Origin of the sequence: Alcanivorax sp. 97CO-5, from assembly GCF_000524665.1 — a bacterium.
In the GTDB taxonomy this organism is placed as follows: Bacteria; Pseudomonadota; Gammaproteobacteria; order Pseudomonadales; family Alcanivoracaceae; genus Alcanivorax; species Alcanivorax borkumensis.
In genome coordinates, this window is sequence record NZ_KI965877.1 from 116,791 (window position 1) to 137,747 (window position 20,957).

Below are 20,957 nucleotides of genomic sequence, written 5' to 3' on the forward strand. Positions count from 1 at the left end.
TGGATAAGGGGACGGATTTTAGTTGGCCGCTTGCTGATTTTTAATTTTCAGCACCAGCCGCCGGCACGGCAATCATCATCTGGCTTGAGGCTTACACACAAAAAAGCCCCGACTCGCGGGGCTTTTTTGTGTGCTGAAAGCGTTACTTCGCTTTCAGTTCACGGCGACGACGGTGCAGAACCGGTTCGGTGTAGCCGCTTGGTTGAGCGCAGCCTTCAAATACCAACTCACAGGCTGCCTGGAAGGCAACGGAGCCGTCGAAGTCCTTGGCCATGGGCACATAGTCGGGATCATTGGCATTCTGACGATCTACCACTTCCGCCATCCGCTTCATGGTTTCCAGTACCTGTTCTTTACTGCAGATACCGTGGTGCAGCCAGTTAGCGACATGCTGGCTGGAAATCCGCAGGGTTGCACGGTCTTCCATGAGGCCCACATCATTGATGTCGGGTACCTTGGAGCAGCCCACACCGCTATCGATCCAGCGAACCACGTAGCCGAGCATGCCTTGCGCGTTGTTATCCAGCTCCTGCTGGATTTCTTCAGCGCTCAGCTCACGGGTCAGTAGTGGAATGGTGAGGATGTCGTCCAGAGAAGCGCGGGCACGGCCGGCCAGCTTTTCCTGAACCTCGGCCACGTTGATCTCATGGTAGTGGGTTACGTGCAGGGTGGCGGCAGTGGGTGACGGCACCCAGGCACAGTTGGCGCCCGCTTTCGGGTGACCCGCCTTGTTGGCCATCATCTGTGCCATTTCATCGGGCATGGCCCACATGCCTTTACCGATCTGGGCGTGACCTTTCAGGCCGCATTCCAGGCCAATGTCCACGTTCCAGTCTTCGTAGGCGCTAATCCACGGCAGGGTTTTCATCTCACCTTTAGGTGCCATGGGGCCCGCTTCCATGGAGGTGTGCATTTCGTCACCGGTGCGATCGAGGAAGCCTGTGTTGATGAAGATAACGCGATCCTTGGCCTGACGGATACACTCCTTCAGGTTCACAGTAGTGCGGCGCTCTTCGTCCATAATGCCAATTTTCAATGTGTTAGCGGCCAAACCTAATGCTTTTTCTATGCGCTCAAATAGCTCAACCGCAAAGGCCACTTCTTCCGGGCCGTGCATTTTCGGCTTCACAATGTAGACCGAACCGGTGCGGCTGTTACTCAGCTTGTTGATTTTTTTCAGGTCGTGCATGGCGGCCAGTACAGTGACCATGCCATCCATAATCCCTTCAGGCGTTTCTTCACCGTTGTGCAGAATGGCCGGGTTGGTCATCAGGTGACCCACGTTACGCACCAGCAGCAACGAACGACCGTGCAGGGTCAGGGAGGAACCGTCCAGCGCGGTGTACTCACGATCCGCATTCATGGAACGGGTCATCGTCTTGCCGCCTTTCTGGAAGCTCTCTTCCAAATCGCCTTTCATCAGGCCAGCCCAGTTGCGGTAAACCTCAACTTTGTCTTCCGCATCCACAGCGGCGACAGAGTCTTCGCAATCCTGGATGGTGGTGATGGCAGACTCCAGCAGCACATCTTTCATGTTGGCCGCGTCGTCAGCACCAATCGGGTGGCTGGCGTCGAACTGAATTTCCGCATGCAGATTGTTGTGCTTCACCAGCACCCCAGTGGGGGCTGCGGCATCGCCCAGGAAACCCTGAAGCTGAGATGCGTCTTTAAGGCCGGTCTTCTCTTCGCCCAGAGACACAACCAGCTTGCCGTCTTCAATGGCGTAGCCAGTGCTGTCTTTGTGGGAGCCACTGGCCAGCGGGAAGTAGTTATCCAAAAAGTCACGGGCCCAGGCAATCACCTTGGCGCCGCGCTTCGGGTTGTAAGCGCCACCTTTCTCGGCACCCCCCTCGTCGGAAATCACATCGGTGCCGTACAGGGCATCGTATAAGCTACCCCACCGAGCATTCGCCGCATTCAAGGCAAAGCGTGCATTCTTCACCGGCACAACCAGCTGCGGGCCAGCAATGGTGGCAATTTCCGCATCCACGTTTTCGGTGGTGATGTTAAAGTCTTCGCCCTCGGGTAGCAGGTAACCAATTTCGGTTAGGAACTGCTTGTACTCAGCCATGTCGATGGCCTGCCCCACGCGGGCCTTGTGCCAAGCGTCGATCTGCTTCTGCAGGTCGTCACGTTTGGCCAGTAGCGCTTTGTTTTTGGGGGCTAGGTCATTAAGGATGCTTTCCAGCTCGGCCCAGAAGTGCTCCGGGTCGACGCCGGTACCCGGCGCAATCTCATTGACTACCAGATCATGGAGTTCGGCGGCGATTTCAAGGCCACCCTTCTGAATACGATCGGTCATGGTGCTCCTACCCTTCTGGTCGAGAGAATCTTGATTAATCGGGACGTTCAGAGAGAATCCGGCAACAGGTCTACGTCAGCGCGCTACCGTGTGGATCATCGCGAAAGCCCGGGGGAACGGTTCAAGGCGCATAAAGGCGGGCGCCCCGAAATAAGGCGACCGCATTTTACCGGAAACGGCGCCGTGAATCATGTTTAGTGGTAAACAAAGTCTGTTTTGTTATTTTTTGATCACCCGAACAGATTAACCACATCGAGACGATGGGCTTGATCACCGCCCTGCTGCTGCCCTTGCTCAAGGTTTTCGAAGTCAAACAGGCGGGTATCCGCCAGCTGTGAAGGGGCGATGTTTTGCACTGCGGCAAAGATATTTTCAATCCGTCCCGGCTGCTGCTTGTCCCATTGCTGCAACATCTCCTTAATCACTTGCCGCTGCAAGTTCTTCTGGGAGCCACATAAATTGCAGGGAATGATCGGGTATTCCTTCAAGGCCGAGAACTCGATGATGTCTTTCTCGCGGCAATACGCCAGCGGGCGAATCACCACATTACGGCTGTCATCGCTGCGCAGTTTGGGGGGCATGGCTTTCATTTTGCCGCCATAGAACATGTTCAGAAACAAGGTTTCGACGATGTCATCGCGATGGTGACCAAGCGCAATTTTATTGGCACCTATTTCCTCGGCAAACCCGTAGAGGCTGCCCCGGCGCAGGCGTGAACACAGGCCGCAGGTAGTTTTTCCTTCTGGCACCTTTTCTTTGACGATGGAATAGGTGTCTTTCTCCAGAATGTGGTATGCCACGCCTTCCTTTTCCAGATACTCAGGGAGGATGTGCTCTGGGAAACCGGGCTGTTTCTGGTCCATGTTTACTGCCACCAGTTCGAAATTCACCGGGGCAGAGTGCTGAAGGTTCCGTAGAATCTCCAACATAGTGTAAGAATCCTTACCGCCGGACAAACACACCATTACCTTGTCGCCCTCGCTGATCATATTGAAATCAGCAATGGCACGGCCCGTTTCTCTGCGCAGTTTCTTTTGCAGTTTGTTCAGGCGGGTGCGTTTTTTGGTATCAGCGTTGTCTGACATCAGGTGACCTTCATTTTGCGGATCAGTCGGCGGTACAGCGAGGGAGCCCAGCGCTTCAAGTATATGCCCGCCCCTTCGCGGCCGGCGATAATAACCTGATCACGGCCACGCTGCACGGCTTCGACCAGCCGTTTGGCGCATTCTTCCGGGGCCATGGCGGTCTGCTGGGCGTCATCCATGGTGCCCTGGCGGCTGCCATCGCCGGTGAGCGCATTAATGGACACCTGGGTACGAATAAAACCCGGCATCACCAGCGTCACACGAATACCCTGATCGTACTCTTCCGCGCGCAGAGATTCGAAAAAACCATGCAGCGCATGTTTGCTAGCACTGTACGCACTGCGAAGCGGGGTCGGCAGCTCGCCCACCAGGGAGGTAATCACCACGAACCGCCCTCCACCCTGCGCCTTAAACCAGGGAAGAACAGCTTTGGTCAACGCTACTGTGCCGAAAAAATTCACCTCCATAATTTGGCGATCTACGCTCAAATCCGTATCCGCCACCAGCGAACGCTGGGAAATGCCCCCATTGTGTACCACCTGGTCAAGCCGGCCACAGGTTTGGCGAACCTGTTCCACCGCCGCCTCCATGGCGTCGCTGTTAGCTAAATCCAAAGGCAACACCAAATGCGCTTCGCTATTGACCAAACCGGCCCGCACCCGTTCCAGCTCTTCTTCCCGGCGGGCGGACAACACCAGCTGAGCGCCACGCCTGGCGTATTCTCGAGCCAAAGCTTCACCAATGCCCGAAGAGGCCCCAGTAATCCAGACAACCTTGTCAGCCAGCGACTCAGACATACGATTCCCCTTGCCCAAAGACCTTGTTAAAGACAAAGGGAGAGTCTACTGCCCTGCCTTAAAAACAAAAAGCGCGGCTTAGCCGCGCTTTTTGTTGATCGCTCTATTGTGCTTATTTCAGTTCTTTCGATGACAATCCAAGCAGATGCCTTGCCACAATTAACTGCTGGATCTGCTGGGTGCCCTCGAAGATATCGATGATTTTCGAATCTCGAGCCAGTTTTTCCAACAAGGTGCGCTCGGAGTAGCCCAGCTCACCGCATAGCGCCACGCACTTTAATGTGACGTCGTTGCCCATACGTCCGGCTTTGGCTTTACACATGGAAGCCTCACGGGAATTGGGCTGGCCATTGTCTGCCATCCAGGCAGCCTTGAGAGTCATCAACCGCGCCGCTTCCAAGTCGGCCTCCAACCGATATACCTCCAACTCTCGAGCGGTTGAATTGTAAGGCTGTTTAGAGTAATCAGCCGCAACCCCTTCTTTTTCAAGAATATCGCGAGTTATCTCCAGGGCTGCACGCGCCACACCCAACGCCATGGCGGCCACTTGTGGACGGGTATTATCGAAGGTCTGCATCACCCCGCCGAAGGATTTTTTGCGTGCCTCTTCCGTATCACCCACCTCGGCAGAACCGAGAATATGGTCTTTGGGTATCCGGCAATTGTTAAACGCTAACGCGGCGGTATCGGATACCCGTAAGCCCATCTTATCTTCCACACGCACTAGCTCTACGCCAGGGTTATCACGGGGAACGATAAACGACTTAATCGCGGCCTTGCCAAGTGATTTGTCCAGCGTGGCCCAAACCACAATAGCATCGCACCGCTGGCCAGCGGTGCAGTAAATCTTCTCACCGTTGAGCACCCATTCATCACCCTCTGCCACCGCTGTAGTAGCGACCGCGGCAGAATCGGAACCAGCGCCAGGTTCCGTAATCGCCATGGCACAGTAAAGCTTGCCATACTTCTCTTTCTGCTCCGGTGTACCCACGGCCATAATGGCCGCATTACCTAACCCGGAACCGGGAATGGACAACATCAGGCCCACATCACCCCAGCACATGGCCTCAACACCTAGAATGCCCATCATGTTGATGCCATTCTTAATTGACTCGCTACTGCCACCTTTTTTTCCGCCCCCACGGGGCATAGCCGCCATCATCTGCGCCACGGGTTTCAGCTCTTCCGGAGTCTCGCAGTGTTCAATGGCGTCGTATTTGCGTGAAATCGGGCGAAAAACACCGCTGGCCAGTTGCTGGGCCATCTGCTGGGTTTGTTTAAGCTTCTCGGGCAATTCTAAATTAATCATGCTGTTCTCCTACACCATCAGGCTGCCGTGAAGCACGGCAATGCTGCGCAAGTTCCGGTACCACATCTCTAGTGGGTAGTCGCGAACAAAGCCCGCTCCACCGAAGAGCTGAATACCGTTGGTGCCAATTTCCATGGCCTTTTCCATGCACAATAGCTGCGCAAGATAGGCTTCCTTGTGGAAATCCAGCCCCTGTTCGGCCCGGCTGGCGGCGCGCAACATCATCAGCCGCATCCCTTCAATCTCGATCGCCATATTGGCCACCATAAAGGCCACAGACTGGCGCCAGGCAATCGGTTCACCAAATGCCTTACGCTCATTCACATAAGGGATGGCGTACTCCATTACCGCCTGACAGCACCCCACCGCCAAGGCGCATTGGCCAATGCGAGCCAGACCCAGCAAACGATTCAGGTCAAAGCGCTCCAAGCGATCGGCCTCCGGAACCACCACTGATTCTAAAGTCAACGTGGCCAGCTCAGCACTACGAAGTCCCATATACGCTTGCGATTCGATTGTTAGGCCTGCTGCGGTTTTCGGCACGATAAAAGCAGATACGTCATCCTTTTCCGCCGCTACCACCACAAACCACTCACATTGTGCTGCTAACGGCACCATGCTTTTCACACCGTTCAGTACCACTTGTCCATCGGCGCTTTGTGCCGTGGTGACCGGTGAGGATGGCTCAAAAGTGGCACGGGGCTCTGTCAATGCGATAGCCGCCCCAGTGAAGCTTTCTGTAGCCATGGATGGCAACCAGCGTTCTTGCTGGTCTTCATTACCAAAATCTATCAATGCATTCACTGCCGCCATCGGCTGCAAGGCTGCTAACGTGTGGGAAATATCCCCTTGGGCAAGGTCTTCTACCGCCAAAGCGTTGGACAGCGGTGAGCGAGGCATGCCCACGCCACCCAGTGCTTCGGGCATCGGCATCAACGACAGACCAAAACCCGCGATACTGTTTAGCAGTTGAGCATTCGCCTTCGCCGCGTCATCTGCTTCACGCGATTGTGGAAACAGGGAATCTCGAACCAGCTTGCGCATCCCTTCACGGGTCATGCGTTGCTCTTCAGTTAATGTCAGGTCAAAAAGCGGTGTAGACATACGAGGGCCTCATCCCGGCAAACATACAGTTAGTTGAACAACAGTCTGTCATTGGCTGTCTACTATCGACAATGACAGGTCTGTGACCTAGCCCGATAAAAACGGTAAAGTTGCACTAAAAGATAACAACCATTCGTTTAGGTGTTTTGCCTGTGTTTACTGTGAAATCCACCGCCGCGCCGGAGCGAGCAATTCGGCTAAAACGCCAACTCATGGCGTTCTATTCTTATTGCTTATTGTGGGCAGGCACTTTTATTGGTGTGGAACTCGCAGCCTTTGAGCCGAACACGCCCACTCTGGCCTTGCTTGCGCTAATTGTTATCATCAATGTGTTCTTCTATCTCCTGATTCGCACCGGCATCAGCGAACAGTTCCGTGACCCCAGCCTGACCATTGTGCAGATGGCCGCGGGGATCCTGTTAACCACCGCCATCCTGCACTATTCCCGGGAATTGCGCGGCGCTATGCTAAGCATCTATTTTATGGTCATGACCTTCGGCGTACTCGCACTGGATCGGCGTCGAATGCTATTGATTGCGGCTTTCACGCAACTCTGTTTTACCAGTCTGTTGATCTACGAATGGTTTGAGGCGCCACAACAAGCAATTTTCGCTTACCTAGTTGGCCACTGGCTCATCCTTGCGCTTGGCCTCGGCTGGTTTATCTATATGGGGGGCTATATCCATAATCTGCAATCGAGAGTGCGAGAACAGCGCAGACGGTTACACGAAGCCCACAATCGACTGAGTGCCATTGCCGTGCGTGATGACTTAACTGGCCTTTACAATCGTCGTCACTTTCTGGAAAGGCTAGAAGAAGAGATGTCCCGTGCGAACAGGGAGAACAACCCGCTTCATCTTGCGATCATCGATTTGGATCATTTCAAACAAGTTAACGACACCTACGGCCACCACGCCGGTGATGACGTGCTACATCGCTTTGCCCAGCTCGCCGCCATGGGGCTACGCAAATCCGACCTGCTGGCTCGTTATGGCGGTGAGGAATTTGTGGTCTTGTTTCCTCATACAAGCACCCAGGCTTGCCAGGCTGCAATGGAGCGTCTGCGTAATCGCTTCGCCCAGCAGCACTATTCCTTTTCCGGCGATCTGCGCAGCAAATTTTCTGCCGGGTTGACACCGTATCAACCTGGGGAAAGCGCTGAAGAATTTATTAAGCGGGCCGACCGTGCTCTGTATCAGGCTAAGGACCTGGGCAGAAACCGTATTCAGCTGGCCAACTGACCTCCATTAATAAACACCCAAAGCTAATCACCAGAAAAAGTTCAGGCATAGCGGGCAACAGCGACAGGACAGTGGAGCCCTGACGCGTCTGCCGGTATGCTTGCTCCCCACCGGGAGAAAAGCATGTCTGAGATCACCAATCCAAGCCTAAAAAACACGGTTCGTCAGCATTTCGCCAGCTTGGGCGACGACGCCCCCACCTGGACGGAAATTCACGGCATGCTCTGCGCCCTGGCTGCAGGCCCCCATGACGACGGGTTTGCCGACAGCATCGACTACGCCCATGAGCTAGAAATGCCTGTACCCGAAGACGTGGCCTCTGCGCTCAATCAGCTTCGCCAGCGGCTGGTGACTCAGCTACTCAGTGGTGAAACCATTAATCTGCCTTGCCTGCTTGATCCTTACCAGGAAGAAGATGGGCAAGATCTGGCCAGCTGGTGTGCTGGGTTTATGACTGGCGTCTTCGTGAAGGAGTCCCAATGGTACGCAATCGACGAAGAAACCATCGCTAATCTCTTGCTACCGTTTATTCTTATTTCTGGGCTTGATGAGGATGAGGCGCTTGACGCCCTGTGGGAGAACACTCAGGTGGTTAGACAAATGGCTCTGGGCATTCCTGAGCTCATTGAAGAGCTATTTTTGTGTTTTCACGGCCCGGATGAAGGCGGCGAGTCAGCCTAACCTCTGCGGCAGCCCTCGCTACGGTTGCCCTGCTCCACCCCCTTCTATCACTAATCAATGCAATCAAGCGTAACGTGCGTGATCCAGTACAAGAAGGTCGCCACAAGCGACTCGACCCACTCAATGAGATGAACCCGAACCCGAGCAACATCAACTTGCAGGCAACGTTAGCGCCCTCGCAATGCGAGGCGAATCCTGGCATTACGTGTCACTCGTTGTCTTTGAGTGACAGATGACGGATGTCGGGTTGCGCCGGAGGCGCCACGCCAGTTGGCTGCCCCAGCCTTTCCCCTGGCGGCGCCATACTCAAATGACTGACATCCGGTGCCGCTGGAGGCGGCGCATGTTCCGCGTTATTCAAGTTTTCCCCCACATCTGCTACCGAAAAGGCACCTGAAAAACCGGTACCTCCGGTACGAATGGTTCCTACTGTCTCCAAGCCGCCTGAGCCCGCACTTGGGATACGGGCCTCACCGGCTGACCGGTAGGACTCAACCGATGTGGCCGGCATTCCCGACGAAGGCACCGGTGCTGCTGCCAATTCGGGAGCTGACTGCACAGCCACCGGCCTGATTTCGCATTCAGCGCCCGCTTGCTTCATAAGCGCCCGAAACTTCATGGCGGTAGCCTGATCGGTGTTTTTCTTGATCACCACCGGCTGAGCCGAAAACAACCTCTCCACCCGAGCATTATCCATTTTGAACAACCGTGCCAGGTTACTCTTCACCGTGGATAAATCGGCGCCGCCGACCAACTTCCCGGAAAACACGATATGGAAACGGGCATCACTCATGCTTCTGCGTTACTCCTCTCTGGGAATTTAGTCCATCTGAGCCGCACAATATTCCGCCAGTGCTGCGATGGTCCGGGACGGGTTTAAGCCCAGTGCCCGCGGCACCATGGCGCCATCTATCACATAGAGATCAGGGTAATTGAACACTTCCCCGGCATGATTCACCACCCCCTGTTCCACAGAGTCCGCCATATTGCAGCCGCCCAGAGGGTGCGGGGTAACCAAATTCTTGAACCAGCTCCAGGTGACTGGAGCCATCGGGCTACCGCCAGTGGCCGCCGTTAGCGCTAAATGGCGATCGGCCAGGCCTTGCACGGCTTTTTCTGCCTTGCGGTAGTCCCAACGCAGTTTCAGGTGCTCACGCTTCCAGGGCCAATACCAACGCCGCCCCAAGGAAAAAGTACCGCCCGGTTCATCCATGGCCTGACCAAACCAGGGCATCATTTTCCCAAAGGGGTTACTGCTATCGCCATACTTGAGCATCGCGGCTCCTAACCGTGTGCTACTAAAGCGAGGCTGTTTGCCCAATCGCTCCAGCCAGCTTCCAAGAATATCCGGAAGACCGCCGTCTTCTACAAAATAACGGGCACCGTTATCCGATCCATCCAAGTAATCGATAGCACTGGTGATGGTTGGCCCCCGGGTGGGTGAAATCTGTCGATCATCGTAGAACGCCGCCGTGGCAAAGTCGCCGTTACTGCTCCAGTTATGCCCCAGTTTACGGCTTAACTTTGGTAGCGTTTTGTATTGATCTCGACAACGCAGCAACAGTTCAGTGGAGCCCAGGGAGCCAGCGGCCACAATCACTTTATTGGCCTTAAAGACTCGCCAGCCACGCGCGTCCAGATCCATGGCGCGCACCTCAAAACCTCCTGACGCCAGCGGGCGAATGGTACGCACGTGATGCAATGGACGGATCTGCGCACCAGCGCTTTCTGCCGCTGCCAGATAATTAAGATCCAAGGTGTTTTTGGCCTTAACCGGACACCCCAAATCACAATTGCCACAATGGGTGCAAGTACCCTGCTGCTTTCCCTGGGCATTTACCCACATCTTACTGTGGCGATAATCGAAAGAGTCGTCGTTTTCCGCTCGCCAATCCGGATCGAATGTAATTGCCTGGGGCAGCACCGTGAATCGATCCCCCGCACCTACCGCATCTGCCGCCTCTTTCATCAAATGGGTTCGGGGCGTCCACTGGCTGGCGGGCAAGGTCTGAACATTGAGCATCACTCCAGTGATGTCATAGTAAGGCTTCAAGGTGGCATAATTAATCGCTTGCGGCCAACCTTGGTCGAACGCTTCTGGTTTAGCCTCAATGCTTACATTGGCATAGATCAACGACCCACCGCCAACGCCTGCGCCCATGGCAATGCTCATATCGCCGAAATTGCGGAAATCGACCCATCCATTTTGTTTTTCCGGTTCCGCTTCATCCCAGAACCAGTCTTTCTGTGAAACAGAGGGGTAATCACTAGGCAGCCAGCGTCGTCCCCGCTCCAGCACGACAACCTTACGGCCCTTCTCTGCTAACCGACATGCCATTACAGCGCCCCCGAAACCACTGCCGATGACCAGCACATCCACGTTTTCCATGTTGTCCCCAGTGTTTTATTTTTTGAACCTGCCCTCTGCCCCCATTACAAGATCTCTGCCATGCTTAGCATGCATCGTGTTTTGCAGAGGCCCCGTGGTCATACAAACATTGCAATCATCTTTTGTACTATTTTTTGCACTATAAATTTAAGTACCAATCCTGTCTATTTACAGCACTTTCCAGTACCCTGATCGGCATCTTTGCCGGCCCACAGCAGCCCCCATGGAACAGATTGATTTCGTTACTCTCGAAGAGAAAGCCCGCCCGCGTAAGCGAGCTGCTACCCCCCCAAAAGTGACCAGCGCGTCGCGCCAGAGAACACCGCGTCAGGGTGCCGTTCGTGAAGGTTACCGCCGCCTGACTGCGGACATTCCTGCCGATCTTCATAAACGCTTAAAAATGCAGGCATTGATGGAAGACCGCTCTGTCACCGAATTAATCGTTCAGGCCGCTGAGAGTTTTCTGCGTAACCGTGACTGATTAGCCTCCTTTATATTGCCCTTTCTTCCTCTCTTTTACACACCCGCATCGCTGTCACTGAAGCGTCATCGCTCTGTCATTCCTTCGCCCCCTTATACCCGCAGTGTTGGCCAAAACCGTCGAAGGAGCTAGCTAATGGCTGCGGATCTGTTTTTGCTTGTCTGTGCCCTGCTGTTCGGGCTTGGGTTTCGCCTACTGTTTCGTCATTTACCGGAGGAACGTTGGCAGTTTGTTGCTTCACTACCACTGAAGAAAAACCACAATGGTTCTTGGCAAGGGCTTAACCTGACTTTCTACGGCTTGTTTACTGGCTTGGCCGGAGGCCTCGGTGTCGCCACGTTCATCCTGTTAACGGCCTCTGCCGGTGTGTCGTTGGTAACCAGCCTTGCTCTCACCCTAGGCGTTCTCATCATCTGCCTCCCGGCGGCGAAAATTATCGCCACCCTAGTAGAGAAAAACCGTCACGGTTTTACCGTTGGTGGCGCCAGTTTTGTCGGCATCATTATTGCGCCCATTTTTCTCTGGCTTGCCGACAAGGCCAGCCAACATTGGTGGGATACGCCACTACCCACCCTGCCCATGCTTGCCGCGATGTCCATTGCCTATGTAATGGGGGAAGGTATCGGGCGGCTGGCCTGCATCAGTTTCGGCTGTTGCTACGGAAAAGCATTACACGATGCACCACTCTGGGCTCAGCGCATGTTTGCTACGCTGAATCATGTCTTCATCGGCAAAACCAAGAAAATTGCGTTTGCAGGCGAAATGGAAGCCGTCAAAGTGATCCCCATACAAGCGGTGACCTGCGTGATTTATACCGCATTGGCTTTATTTTGCTGTGCCCTGTTTTTTCACCAGCTATTTGCGCTGGCTTTTGCTTTGAGTCTGGTGGGTAGCCAACTGTGGCGAGTCTATTCAGAAACGTTGCGGGCGGATTATCGCGGTGGCAGTACCCTGTTCTCGGTGTACCAGCTGATGGCTTTACTGGCCGCCCTGTACGGGGTGGCCATTAGCATTGCACTGCCTAGCCATGGCGATTTGCAGCCTCTACTCGCCATGGGGCTGGCCAGCTTGTGGTCGCCGGGGGTGATCTTGGCTCTGCAATTGATCACGGTAATCATGTTCTTCTTCTCCGGCACCAGCACCATTACCACCGGGGAGCTTCGCTTCGGCCTAGCGGCCGACTGGCGGAGCCAGGCGGGTTGCGAGCAAAAGCATAAACATTGTGCTAAGCCCGCGCAGCGCAACAGCCCCCCAGGCGCCACTACACCAGTGCCACGGCTTTGATCTGTGCATAAAGATCGGTGCCAGGAAACAGCGAAAGCTGACGTGCAGAGCGACCGGAAATACGCGCCAAAATACACTGGCCAGCCAGGCGAAGTTGGACCAGGCATTGCCCAGGACCCACATCGCGCAGGCCAACCACCTGAGCAGGCAATATATTGAGGATGCTGCTGTCGTTGGGCGCGCTAAGGCACAGGCTTACATCTCGGGCAGCAATCCGCAGCCGCACCGGCTCGCCAGGAGTCAGCCGCTGGAGACCAGGTAGCCACAGGGTGTGGCTACCCACTCTTATGCCCTGCAAGTGATCTTCTCTGACATAGCTCCCCACCTCGCCAGCCAGTAAAGCGGTTGCATCCGCGCGTTGAGCCAACACACCATCCAGCCGTGACAGCTCCTGGCCGACCGGCCCCTGAGCAACCACCCGGCCCTGCTCCATCAGCCAGACCTGGTCTGCCAGACGTAGCAGCTCATCCATATTATGTGTGACATACAGCACCGGCACCGTTTGCGCCGCCAAGGCAATCAGATCCAGTAATCCCTGCTTGTGCTCCTCCCCGAGAGCCGAGAGCGGCTCGTCCAGAAGCAACAACCGGGGTGTGCCCAACAAAGCCCGGGCAAGTGCCACTCGCTGGCTCTCTCCGCCAGACAAACCGTCCACGCGACGCGACAGCAACGGCGCAATACCGGTCTGTTTGATCACCTGTTCCACCTGCCCAATAGGGCTGCGCCGCCGCCGCGCCACATAGTTCAGATTGCCCTGCACGGTAAGGTGGTGAAACAGCGTGGGTTGCTGAAACATCATGCCGATGGGCCGCTGCCAAACCGCCAAATCCACATCGTTTTTACGCTCAGACGACAGCCCCGAAGACCGCCACAGCTGATCGGAAAAACGGATCGTGCCTTCGCATGGGTCTAGCCCTGCCACCATGCGCAGCAACGAACTCTTGCCTGCACCGGAAGCGCCGAACAGCACGGTAACCCCCTCGGGTTGCAGGGTGGCATCCACTTGCAGCTGGAAAGCACCACGCCGCCCGCGTATCGACAACGCCAGACTCATGGCATGGCTCCTGGGCCGGAACGGCCACGCTGCCAGCGGAACAGCCCCCACAGCAGCAACAACGACAGGCCAAGCAGAACCGCGGCAAGCCGATGAGCACTAACATAATCCCCCGCTTCCACATGCTCATACAGCGCCACCGAGGCTACCCGGGTTTGTCCGGACAGGCTGCCACCAATCATCAGCACCACACCAAACTCGCCTAAGGTATGGGCGAAGCCCAGAATCGCCGCAGAGACATACCCTTCCCGGCACTGGGGCAATACCAGAGAGAGGAATCGATCCCGTGGCCCGGCACCCGTCACTGCAGCCATATCCAACTGTTTGGAGTCGATAGCGGAAAACGCATTCTTTAGCGGCTGCAGAACAAAGGGCAAGGAATACACCACCGACCCCACCACCAGCCCGGTAAAAGTGAAGGCCAGCGAGCGTTGTTCAACCACATTAGCCAACCAGCCCCCAGGCCCATTCGGCCCCAATCCGATCAACAAATAAAATCCCAACACCGAGGGGGGCAATACCAAAGGTAGCGCCAACACGGCCTCCAGCAATGCTTGGCCGGGCAAACGGCGACGCGCTAGCCACCAGGCCAGCGGTGTGCAAATCACGATCAGGATAACCGTGGTCAGCAACGCCAACTGAACACTGACACTCAACGCCAGCCAATCACCCTCAGAAAGCATCATCGGGCACCTGATAACCTGCCTGTTCAATTAGGGCTCGGGCTTGAGGGCTGAAAAGGAAATCATAAAACCGCTGCGCAGTATCATTCTTGCCTAGCAGCCCCCCCTGCTGAACAATCGGCGCGTACCAATGCGCCGGCACTCGCCACTGGCTACCGCCCTGCTGCTGTACTTGGCTCAATGCCACAAAGGCTGCGGCGGCAGCACCACTGTGGGCAAAATGATAGCTCTGGCCTACGTTTTCAGCGGTAACTCGTTTCACTCCCTGGGGCAGTTTCACATGCAGCAGTGCCGATTCCGCCGCCACCCCGTAAGGTGCCGTGCGGGCATTGGCCAGGGCCAGTGGCTGAACATGGCCCTGGCGCAAGTTCTCTGGGGCAAGCGAAACGCCCCGAGTGGGTGTCCACAACACCAAAGTACCCAGGGCATAAGTGCGAATGGAGGCAGAATCCAGAAAACCGTCCGCAGCCAGTTCTTCAGGGCGACGCTGGTCCGCGGCGAGGAGGATATCGTAGGGCGCGCCTTGGCGAATTTGTGCCGCCAGTTTGCCGGTGGACGCCACCGTCACGCCAATCCGGTCAGCCGGATGGCGCAGCGCGTATAAGGGAATCAGACGTTTCAGTGTGTGTGCGAAATTAGTCGCCACCGCCACCTGAACGGTGCCAGCTGCCACCGGCACGCTGAGCACGCTCATCAAAACAACAACCAAAATCCGCATGGGCTACACCGCGACTATATTGAGGCTACGCTGGAACGATACACCGGGAATCGTCCAGTCTAAGTCAGCACGATGGCCCTGTCAGGAGGATTTGCGGGGGTTCTGGCCGCGGTGCTGGCGGCCACGGGCGCGGGCTAGCTCAATCTGCTTCTGCCGCTCCGCAAAGCGCTGTTTTTGCTCCGGTGAGGATTCATCAAAACATTTCGGGCAGGAAACCCCCAGCTGGAACTGCGCTGAGCGCTTGTCCTCATCGCTAATAGGTCGACGACAGGCGTGACATTGATCAAATTCGCCAGGATTCAGGTCATGATCCACCGTCACTCGCTCATCAAAGACAAAACACTCTCCTTCCCATAGAGAGTCTTCCTTAGGCATCTCTTCCAGATATTTGAGAATGCCACCTTTCAGGTGGTACACCTCATCAAAGCCTTGCTCTTTCAGATAAGCCGTGGACTTCTCGCAACGTATGCCGCCGGTACAAAACATGGCCACTTTTTTGTGCTTTTGCGGATCCAAGGTTTGCTTAACGTATTCTGGGAACTCCCGGAAGGTGCGCGTCTCGGGGTTAATGGCGCCTTTGAAGGTACCGACTTCCACTTCATAATCATTGCGGGTGTCGATCAACACCGTGTCCGGATCAGCAATAATTTCATTCCACTCCTGCGGTGACAGGTAGGTGCCCACGGTGCGGGTAGGGTCAATACCTTCCACCCCCATGGTGACGATCTCTTTCTTTAGCTTCACCTTGGTACGCAAAAATGGATGCTCGTCGTGGAAAGACTCCTTATGCTCCAGCGTCGCCAGGCGTTCGTCGCTCTTGAGCCAGTTCAACACCGCATCCACCCCGGCACGGGGGCCGGAAACTGTGCCGTTAATGCCCTCATTGGCCAGAAGCAAAGTGCCGCGCACATCGTTAGCGTGCATCAGATCCAGCAGCGGCTGTTGCAATTGCTCGAACCCAGACAGCCGAACAAATTTGTACAACGCCGCCACCACAATACTATGTGGGGTTTCCACCCGATGCTGGGTACTCACGACTTCTCTCCCAACGTTGATTCTCCCTTGCTGAATTGCGGGTCATGTTTACTGCCACCCAGGCAGTCCGGTGACGCCAAAATCTCGCCCCCCTTGGCCTGCCATTCCGCCGGCGTATGGGTGTGCAATGCCAGCGCATGCACAGGCCCCTCCAACTCTTCAGCAAGAATTTTGTAGAGCATCTGATGGCGACGCACCGGCATCATGCCGGCAAACACCTCGCTCACCAGCACCAGCTTGAAGTGGGTTTCCGAGTTTGGCGGCACGCTGTGCTTGTGGCTTTCATTTTCCAGGGCGAAATGTGCCACAGGCACCGCCTCGAAAACCTTGCGCTCGATCAATGTCGCTACACTCATAGTCCACCTCGGCCGGAACCGTTTCAGAAAAGCACTGCAGAAAGTACTGCGGATAGGGAGATTATATCAGCTGTGCGTAAGGCGTAACGCCCCCTACGGGGGGCGTATTCTACGGGTTTTGTGTGGTAGTGGAAATCCGGTTCAAACCACCGGGATGATGTCTCGCCAGAGCTGTTCGCCACTTTCATCCAACAAGGAAGCCATGGTCTCACCCGGGCCCAGCTGGCACACCTGACGGTCCGATTGCCAAGCATTCCAGCCTGGCGCATCGCCCCGCGCAAAAGTGCCCCACGCTGCCTGCACCTGATGAGACAGCGCCCGCGCTTCACTCGTACCTCCGGTGAAGTACATTCCCGCTGGGGTATCTGTCACACCGAAGACAAAGGGCACGTCCACCACATGGCAGGCCCCCAGTGGCACACCGAAGGGCTCGCTGGGCCAGGTAAACTGAAACCCCCAGCACTGAGCATGCTGGCTCTGGGCATCAAGTAGGCGCACTGTGGGCACCCGAAACAGACGATCGGATTCCATAGCCGCTAACCAGTCCAGGCGGCTGCGCCGTGCATCCGGCTCCACCGCTGTCTGGTAATAATCAAAAGCACGGCGGCCATTACCGGGCAGCGCACGCTCAAATCGGCGCACAATTTCCTCATCGCTGATTTCCCTCAGGGCGTCCATGGTGGTTGTGCCAGCCAGCACGCCAGCGTACTGGAAGAAGTTGAATTCATCACGACATACGCCAGCCATTACACGCTTGTTGGCAGCAGCGCCTGCAGCGATGGCATCAACCGGCAATTGCGGCAGCACGTCACCATCCACCATGGGCAAGAAGTTCATGGCAAATTGAGGTGTAGTGGTACGCAAGCCTCGATCCACCAACACTTTCACCGCCGCATTTTGGGCCTTAATCCAGCCCTTGTTATCCGCACTGAGCAGCTTTTCGGCGGCGCTGCCGTCGCCCGGCAAGGCTGCCACAAACGCATCAGTGACCTTGCGTACCTGATCCGGGGCTAGCACAAAATCCGCTCCCCCTGACTGCACAATGGCCGCTTGGAATAACTCATCAGCCTGCGGGCAGGCCAGTAATGAGCAGACGCTGAAACCACCAGCAGACTCACCAAAGATCGTCACCTGCTTATCGTCGCCAGCAAAAGCGGCAATATTCTCTTGTACCCATTGTAGCGCCGCCAACTGATCGCGCAGGCCCAGATTGGTATCGGCATCCAACTCTGGCGCCACCGCCGAAAAATCCGCAAAGCCCATGGCGCCCAAACGGTATGCCGCATTAACCACTACCACTTTTTGGCTGCGTGCTAACTCTGCGCCATTATATAGAGCCTGGGACGTGGAGCCTGCCATATAGCCTCCGCCATGGAACCACACCATCACCGGAAACGGGCCCTCACCTTCAGGGGCCCAGATATTCAGATAAAGGCAATCTTCACCGGATTCCTGAATTCCCATTATCGGATTGCGTGGCTGCAATGACGCCAGGGGGTAACGGTCAGCGTTAACACTGTCTTCGCTGTCCGGTAGCGGTTGAGGGGCTTTAAAGCGCCACTCACCCAGTGGTGCCTTGGCAAACGGAATACCTCGATACTCCGTTACGCCCTTGCTGCTAAGTCCTTGATAACGCCCCTGACGAATTATTGCTGTCATCGTCCTCACTCCTGGTTCACACGCCGGTTAGCCGACCGAAAAATAAGGCCATTACCCTAACAAAATACTTACTAAAGCGTAGGCCGAGCTTGCTGTTCAATTATTAGAAAACATGAGCCACCACAACTTATTAGTCGCCTAACCTTGTTCCCCCCTTCATTGAGGCCATTGCGCACAGCGTTGAAAACCCATTGAAATTTCTACCAAGTGAAGCCTCTATTATGTAAGACCACCGCCATCGCAAACGCGTCAATAAACGTTACGAGCAAGTGACTACCAAAACCGAAGCGCCCTAGGGAAAATCAATAATACTGTTCTGGTGTCTACATCCGTGTGGAGAACAAAGACAACCCGCTATTTGCCCGCCAGTGAGCATCCGCCCTTCCCTGCACTGCGCCGTTCAGACCATAAGTTCACTAACTCGCTCAATAAGCCATCAATCTAGGCCTAACCCTTCGGCAAGTGTTGACTTGCCGCGCCCCGTTTCGTTATCTAGTGACCCTCTGACGCCATAACAACAATTGCGAGCCTATGCCGTGCGCTAGCCTAGCTTCCTCTTTGAAGCATAAAACTGTCGCCCCTTTCTGGGTGGAATATTTGCTGGATGCAGCGCTGCGTGCCGGCGTGGACCTGAGCTATGCGCTAGTAGCATCTGGTATTAGCAACGAGGATCTAGAAGACCCCCAGTCACGAATATCCATGGCCATCGAGAATCAGTTACTGTCGCAGGCCATTGCCGACAGCGCCGACCCCCTTTTCGGTCTACACATGGGGGAAGGGATTCGCCCGCGTTTCATGGGGGAACTGGGTTATGCCAGCATGTCCAGTGCCACACTGGGGGATGCTATAGAGCTGATGATTCCCTTTATGGAAGTCACCACTGAATACGCCCAATTGCGCTTCGAGTGGCGAGAATATCATGGAGACAAAACGCTATGCTTAATGTGGGAAAGTGACCTGGAAGCGCTGCCAACCTATCCAGCACGAGTGGACGCCAATTTTGCGGCCGCAATCATTTACGGTCGCTGGCTAATTGGCCAGGAACTGAACCCAACGCAGATTCTTTTCAAACATTCACCGCAAGGCGATGAGACTGAATATCAGCGTATCTTCCGCTGCAACGTGAGCTTCGGTCAGCCAGAAAACGCCATCGTATTACCCGCCCACATGTTAGATTTGCCCCTGCGCGATGCCGATCCGGAAGTTCACAAGGTGGCCCGCTCACGTATGCAACGCGCCGTCACCCAGTACCACGCCCGAGACAATTTACTGGAACAGGTGCGCTTAGAAATCCAGAATCGCCTGCAACAGGGCGTTCCGCAGCTGGAACCCATTGCCGATCAGCTCGGTATAAAGCCTTGGACTCTGCGCCGGCAATTGCGTGCCGAGAACACCGATTTTTCCAGCCTACTGGAAGACGAGCGCCGCCGCCTAGCCTGCGACTGGCTGCTGCACAGTGAACGTTCCGTTAATCAAATCGCGCTAGATCTGGGCTACTCCGAGCAAAGTGCCTTCAATCGCGCCTTCAAACGCTGGTTCAGTATCACACCGGTGCAATACCGGAGCCATCAAGGCCATCAGCCTTTCGACAACTGAGCCCCCCGCCACTGGCGCTTGCACTGCCCCAGGGTCAGCCCCTGGGCAAAACCATCAACCAGTGTCGCCCCCAACCGGCTCTGCAGCAGCCGTGTAGAAATGGGTAATAGGCCATAGAACAGCTGCCCAAGCCGAGTGACTTGGTGTAGTTCTTCACGCCAGCCTGCTAGTGAGGCGGGGTAGGCTATTTCCGGCTCACTGCTCAGTAACGCCTGGGCAGCCATTTGCCCACTAAGTACCGCGCCGTAAATCCCCTCTCCCAGCAACGCTTCCGTGCACCCTGCCGCATCGCCCACAAACAACACCCGTCCATTAACCAACCGGGTGTTAGGCAGCCACGTCCCCAGAGGATAGCCCGCTACCTGCTCGGCCTGTGCGCCCAAACGGGCAAGGCTGTAACGCTGCAGAGCGGAACGCTCCGGCGCTGCCACCCCATGGCGCCATACATAGAGCCCCACGTTCACATGGTCCCCCTTGGGAAACAGCCAGCCATAGCCGCCGCGAATTGCACCAAAATCCAGCGTCATGGGAGGGTAATCACGTATGTTTTTGCGGGGTACGCACCCCTCGATGGCCATGGCACCGCGCAGATGCCGCTCTCCCAGCATCCGCGCCACAGCGCTGTTGGCGCCATCCGCAGCGACCAGCCAGGGGGCGGTGAAGCGCTGACCTTCCCGGGTCTGCACAGAAACCCCGTTAGGCTCCTGATGAAGTGATCGTAGTCCTGCGGTGTCGCAGAACACGACGCCCTGTTGCTCAGCATTGGCGCGACAAAGAGCATCCAATTCTGACCGTTCAGTCATCACACAGAACCGTGCTTGGGCACTTAGGTGGCGAATGGGCGAAGAGGTATGGCTCACCGCTAGGGTGGACACCGTTTCGCGAACCACCGATGCAATACTGAACCGGTAACGAGCCAGCGTCTTTTCGGTAACCCCGCCCGCACAGGGCTTAGCACGGGGTTGGGCACGGGAAATAACCACCACACGCAGGCCCGCTGCGGCCAAATCCCATGCTGCCGCGCAGCCCGCCTGGCCGGCGCCGATAACCAGCACATCCCAGTTGCTCATATATATACCTCTGATTCCGTGCGATTAGCCGTCGGGTCCTTTATAATGCGCGCCGTCATGGACCCTGACCCATTGACCTTGCTCAGCGGTCCTCTCGGTTTCAGCCACATAAG

At 55.8% G+C, this 20,957-nt stretch carries 19 protein-coding genes; 5 read left to right on the forward strand and 14 right to left on the reverse strand.

The window, feature by feature from the left end; translation table 11 throughout:
• Positions 1–142 precede the first annotated feature (142 nt).
• From Y017_RS00555 to Y017_RS00575, 5 genes are all read right to left on the reverse strand, one after another.
• Positions 143–2,302: a malate synthase G gene (locus tag Y017_RS00555; protein WP_011588550.1), complete on the reverse strand. Its 2,160-nt coding sequence runs from the start codon at positions 2,300–2,302 to the stop codon at positions 143–145.
• A gap of 230 nt (positions 2,303–2,532) precedes the next feature.
• A complete protein-coding gene (gene ttcA / locus Y017_RS00560; RefSeq protein WP_011588549.1) occupies positions 2,533–3,387 on the reverse strand; it encodes a tRNA 2-thiocytidine(32) synthetase TtcA in 855 nt (284 codons plus the stop codon).
• Entirely contained in the window at positions 3,387–4,184 is a 798-nt protein-coding gene (locus Y017_RS00565; protein WP_035458244.1) for an SDR family oxidoreductase, read from the reverse strand. Before Y017_RS00565 ends, ttcA begins: the two co-directional genes overlap by 1 nt.
• Before the next feature lie 112 nt (positions 4,185–4,296).
• On the reverse strand, positions 4,297–5,493 hold the full coding sequence (locus Y017_RS00570) for an acyl-CoA dehydrogenase family protein (protein WP_035458245.1): 1,197 nt from the start codon (positions 5,491–5,493) through the stop codon (positions 4,297–4,299).
• Positions 5,494–5,502: 9 nt separating this feature from the next.
• The gene (locus Y017_RS00575) at positions 5,503–6,597 is read right to left on the reverse strand and encodes an acyl-CoA dehydrogenase family protein (RefSeq protein WP_035458246.1); all 1,095 of its coding nucleotides are present in this window, start codon (positions 6,595–6,597) and stop codon (positions 5,503–5,505) included.
• 152 nt (positions 6,598–6,749) lie between these two features.
• On the opposite strand from Y017_RS00575, the gene Y017_RS00580 reads away from it, so the two are divergent.
• A complete protein-coding gene (locus Y017_RS00580) occupies positions 6,750–7,838 on the forward strand; it encodes a diguanylate cyclase (protein WP_231483317.1) in 1,089 nt (362 codons plus the stop codon).
• A 123-nt stretch (positions 7,839–7,961) separates the two neighbouring features.
• Entirely contained in the window at positions 7,962–8,519 is a 558-nt protein-coding gene (locus Y017_RS00585; RefSeq protein WP_231483318.1) for a YecA family protein, read from the forward strand.
• A gap of 208 nt (positions 8,520–8,727) precedes the next feature.
• Here the strand turns inward: Y017_RS00585 and Y017_RS00590 are convergent, their stop codons facing one another.
• Together Y017_RS00590 and Y017_RS00595 are read right to left on the reverse strand one after the other, a co-directional pair.
• Positions 8,728–9,312: a hypothetical protein gene (locus Y017_RS00590; RefSeq protein WP_035458249.1), complete on the reverse strand. Its 585-nt coding sequence runs from the start codon at positions 9,310–9,312 to the stop codon at positions 8,728–8,730.
• Between the two features lie 27 nt (positions 9,313–9,339).
• Positions 9,340–10,908 carry a GMC oxidoreductase gene (locus Y017_RS00595; RefSeq protein WP_035458251.1) on the reverse strand — a complete coding sequence of 523 codons (1,569 nt, stop codon included), beginning with the start codon at positions 10,906–10,908 and terminating at the stop codon, positions 9,340–9,342.
• 223 nt (positions 10,909–11,131) lie between these two features.
• Here Y017_RS00595 and Y017_RS00600 point away from each other — a divergent pair, with 223 nt between their 5' ends.
• Both Y017_RS00600 and Y017_RS00605 read left to right on the forward strand, forming a co-directional pair.
• Complete coding sequence (locus Y017_RS00600; protein WP_011588541.1) at positions 11,132–11,389, forward strand: hypothetical protein; 258 nt, start codon at positions 11,132–11,134, stop codon at positions 11,387–11,389.
• Positions 11,390–11,524: 135 nt separating this feature from the next.
• Complete coding sequence (locus Y017_RS00605) at positions 11,525–12,673, forward strand: prolipoprotein diacylglyceryl transferase family protein (RefSeq protein ID WP_035458252.1); 1,149 nt, start codon at positions 11,525–11,527, stop codon at positions 12,671–12,673.
• Here the strand turns inward: Y017_RS00605 and modC are convergent.
• The 6 genes from modC to Y017_RS00635 all read right to left on the reverse strand — a co-directional run bounded on the left by modC (position 12,651) and on the right by Y017_RS00635 (position 18,178).
• Positions 12,651–13,727, reverse strand: coding sequence for a molybdenum ABC transporter ATP-binding protein (gene modC / locus Y017_RS00610; RefSeq protein WP_035458253.1), 1,077 nt, complete (start codon positions 13,725–13,727; stop codon positions 12,651–12,653). The genes Y017_RS00605 and modC overlap by 23 nt on opposite strands.
• Positions 13,724–14,410: a molybdate ABC transporter permease subunit gene (gene modB, locus Y017_RS00615; protein WP_035458254.1), complete on the reverse strand. Its 687-nt coding sequence runs from the start codon at positions 14,408–14,410 to the stop codon at positions 13,724–13,726. Before modB ends, modC begins: the two co-directional genes overlap by 4 nt.
• Positions 14,400–15,128 (reverse strand): molybdate ABC transporter substrate-binding protein, encoded by a 729-nt coding sequence (gene modA / locus Y017_RS00620; protein ID WP_035458255.1) that lies wholly within the window; start codon positions 15,126–15,128, stop codon positions 14,400–14,402. The genes modB and modA overlap by 11 nt, the downstream gene beginning before the upstream one ends.
• An 81-nt stretch (positions 15,129–15,209) precedes the next feature.
• Positions 15,210–16,163, reverse strand: coding sequence for a rhodanese-related sulfurtransferase (locus Y017_RS00625; protein WP_011588536.1), 954 nt, complete (start codon positions 16,161–16,163; stop codon positions 15,210–15,212).
• Complete coding sequence (locus tag Y017_RS00630) at positions 16,160–16,519, reverse strand: BolA family transcriptional regulator (RefSeq protein ID WP_011588535.1); 360 nt, start codon at positions 16,517–16,519, stop codon at positions 16,160–16,162. Before Y017_RS00630 ends, Y017_RS00625 begins: the two co-directional genes overlap by 4 nt.
• Before the next feature lie 141 nt (positions 16,520–16,660).
• Positions 16,661–18,178 carry a carboxylesterase/lipase family protein gene (locus Y017_RS00635; protein ID WP_035458257.1) on the reverse strand — a complete coding sequence of 506 codons (1,518 nt, stop codon included), beginning with the start codon at positions 18,176–18,178 and terminating at the stop codon, positions 16,661–16,663.
• Between the two features lie 558 nt (positions 18,179–18,736).
• On the opposite strand from Y017_RS00635, the gene Y017_RS00640 reads away from it, so the two are divergent.
• Positions 18,737–19,774, forward strand: a complete 1,038-nt coding sequence (locus Y017_RS00640; RefSeq protein ID WP_231483320.1) for an AraC family transcriptional regulator — start codon at positions 18,737–18,739, stop codon at positions 19,772–19,774.
• Here Y017_RS00640 and Y017_RS00645 read toward each other — a convergent pair.
• Positions 19,756–20,844 carry an NAD(P)/FAD-dependent oxidoreductase gene (locus tag Y017_RS00645; RefSeq protein ID WP_035458258.1) on the reverse strand — a complete coding sequence of 363 codons (1,089 nt, stop codon included), beginning with the start codon at positions 20,842–20,844 and terminating at the stop codon, positions 19,756–19,758. The two genes, Y017_RS00640 and Y017_RS00645, sit on opposite strands and share 19 nt — an antisense overlap.
• Positions 20,845–20,957 lie beyond the last annotated feature (113 nt).

Coding starts and splice junctions, on each gene's coding strand:
- Y017_RS00555 (WP_011588550.1), bottom strand. CDS start 2,302: ATGACCGATCGTATTCAGAAGGGTGGCCTTGAAATCGCCGCCGAACTC.
- ttcA (WP_011588549.1), bottom strand. CDS start 3,387: ATGTCAGACAACGCTGATACCAAAAAACGCACCCGCCTGAACAAACTG.
- Y017_RS00565 (WP_035458244.1), bottom strand. CDS start 4,184: ATGTCTGAGTCGCTGGCTGACAAGGTTGTCTGGATTACTGGGGCCTCT.
- Y017_RS00570 (WP_035458245.1), bottom strand. CDS start 5,493: ATGATTAATTTAGAATTGCCCGAGAAGCTTAAACAAACCCAGCAGATG.
- Y017_RS00575 (WP_035458246.1), bottom strand. CDS start 6,597: ATGTCTACACCGCTTTTTGACCTGACATTAACTGAAGAGCAACGCATG.
- Y017_RS00585 (WP_231483318.1), top strand. CDS start 7,962: ATGTCTGAGATCACCAATCCAAGCCTAAAAAACACGGTTCGTCAGCAT.
- Y017_RS00590 (WP_035458249.1), bottom strand. CDS start 9,312: ATGAGTGATGCCCGTTTCCATATCGTGTTTTCCGGGAAGTTGGTCGGC.
- Y017_RS00595 (WP_035458251.1), bottom strand. CDS start 10,908: ATGGAAAACGTGGATGTGCTGGTCATCGGCAGTGGTTTCGGGGGCGCT.
- Y017_RS00600 (WP_011588541.1), top strand. CDS start 11,132: ATGGAACAGATTGATTTCGTTACTCTCGAAGAGAAAGCCCGCCCGCGT.
- Y017_RS00605 (WP_035458252.1), top strand. CDS start 11,525: ATGGCTGCGGATCTGTTTTTGCTTGTCTGTGCCCTGCTGTTCGGGCTT.
- modC (WP_035458253.1), bottom strand. CDS start 13,727: ATGAGTCTGGCGTTGTCGATACGCGGGCGGCGTGGTGCTTTCCAGCTG.
- modB (WP_035458254.1), bottom strand. CDS start 14,410: ATGCTTTCTGAGGGTGATTGGCTGGCGTTGAGTGTCAGTGTTCAGTTG.
- modA (WP_035458255.1), bottom strand. CDS start 15,128: ATGCGGATTTTGGTTGTTGTTTTGATGAGCGTGCTCAGCGTGCCGGTG.
- Y017_RS00630 (WP_011588535.1), bottom strand. CDS start 16,519: ATGAGTGTAGCGACATTGATCGAGCGCAAGGTTTTCGAGGCGGTGCCT.
- Y017_RS00635 (WP_035458257.1), bottom strand. CDS start 18,178: ATGACAGCAATAATTCGTCAGGGGCGTTATCAAGGACTTAGCAGCAAG.
- Y017_RS00645 (WP_035458258.1), bottom strand. CDS start 20,844: ATGAGCAACTGGGATGTGCTGGTTATCGGCGCCGGCCAGGCGGGCTGC.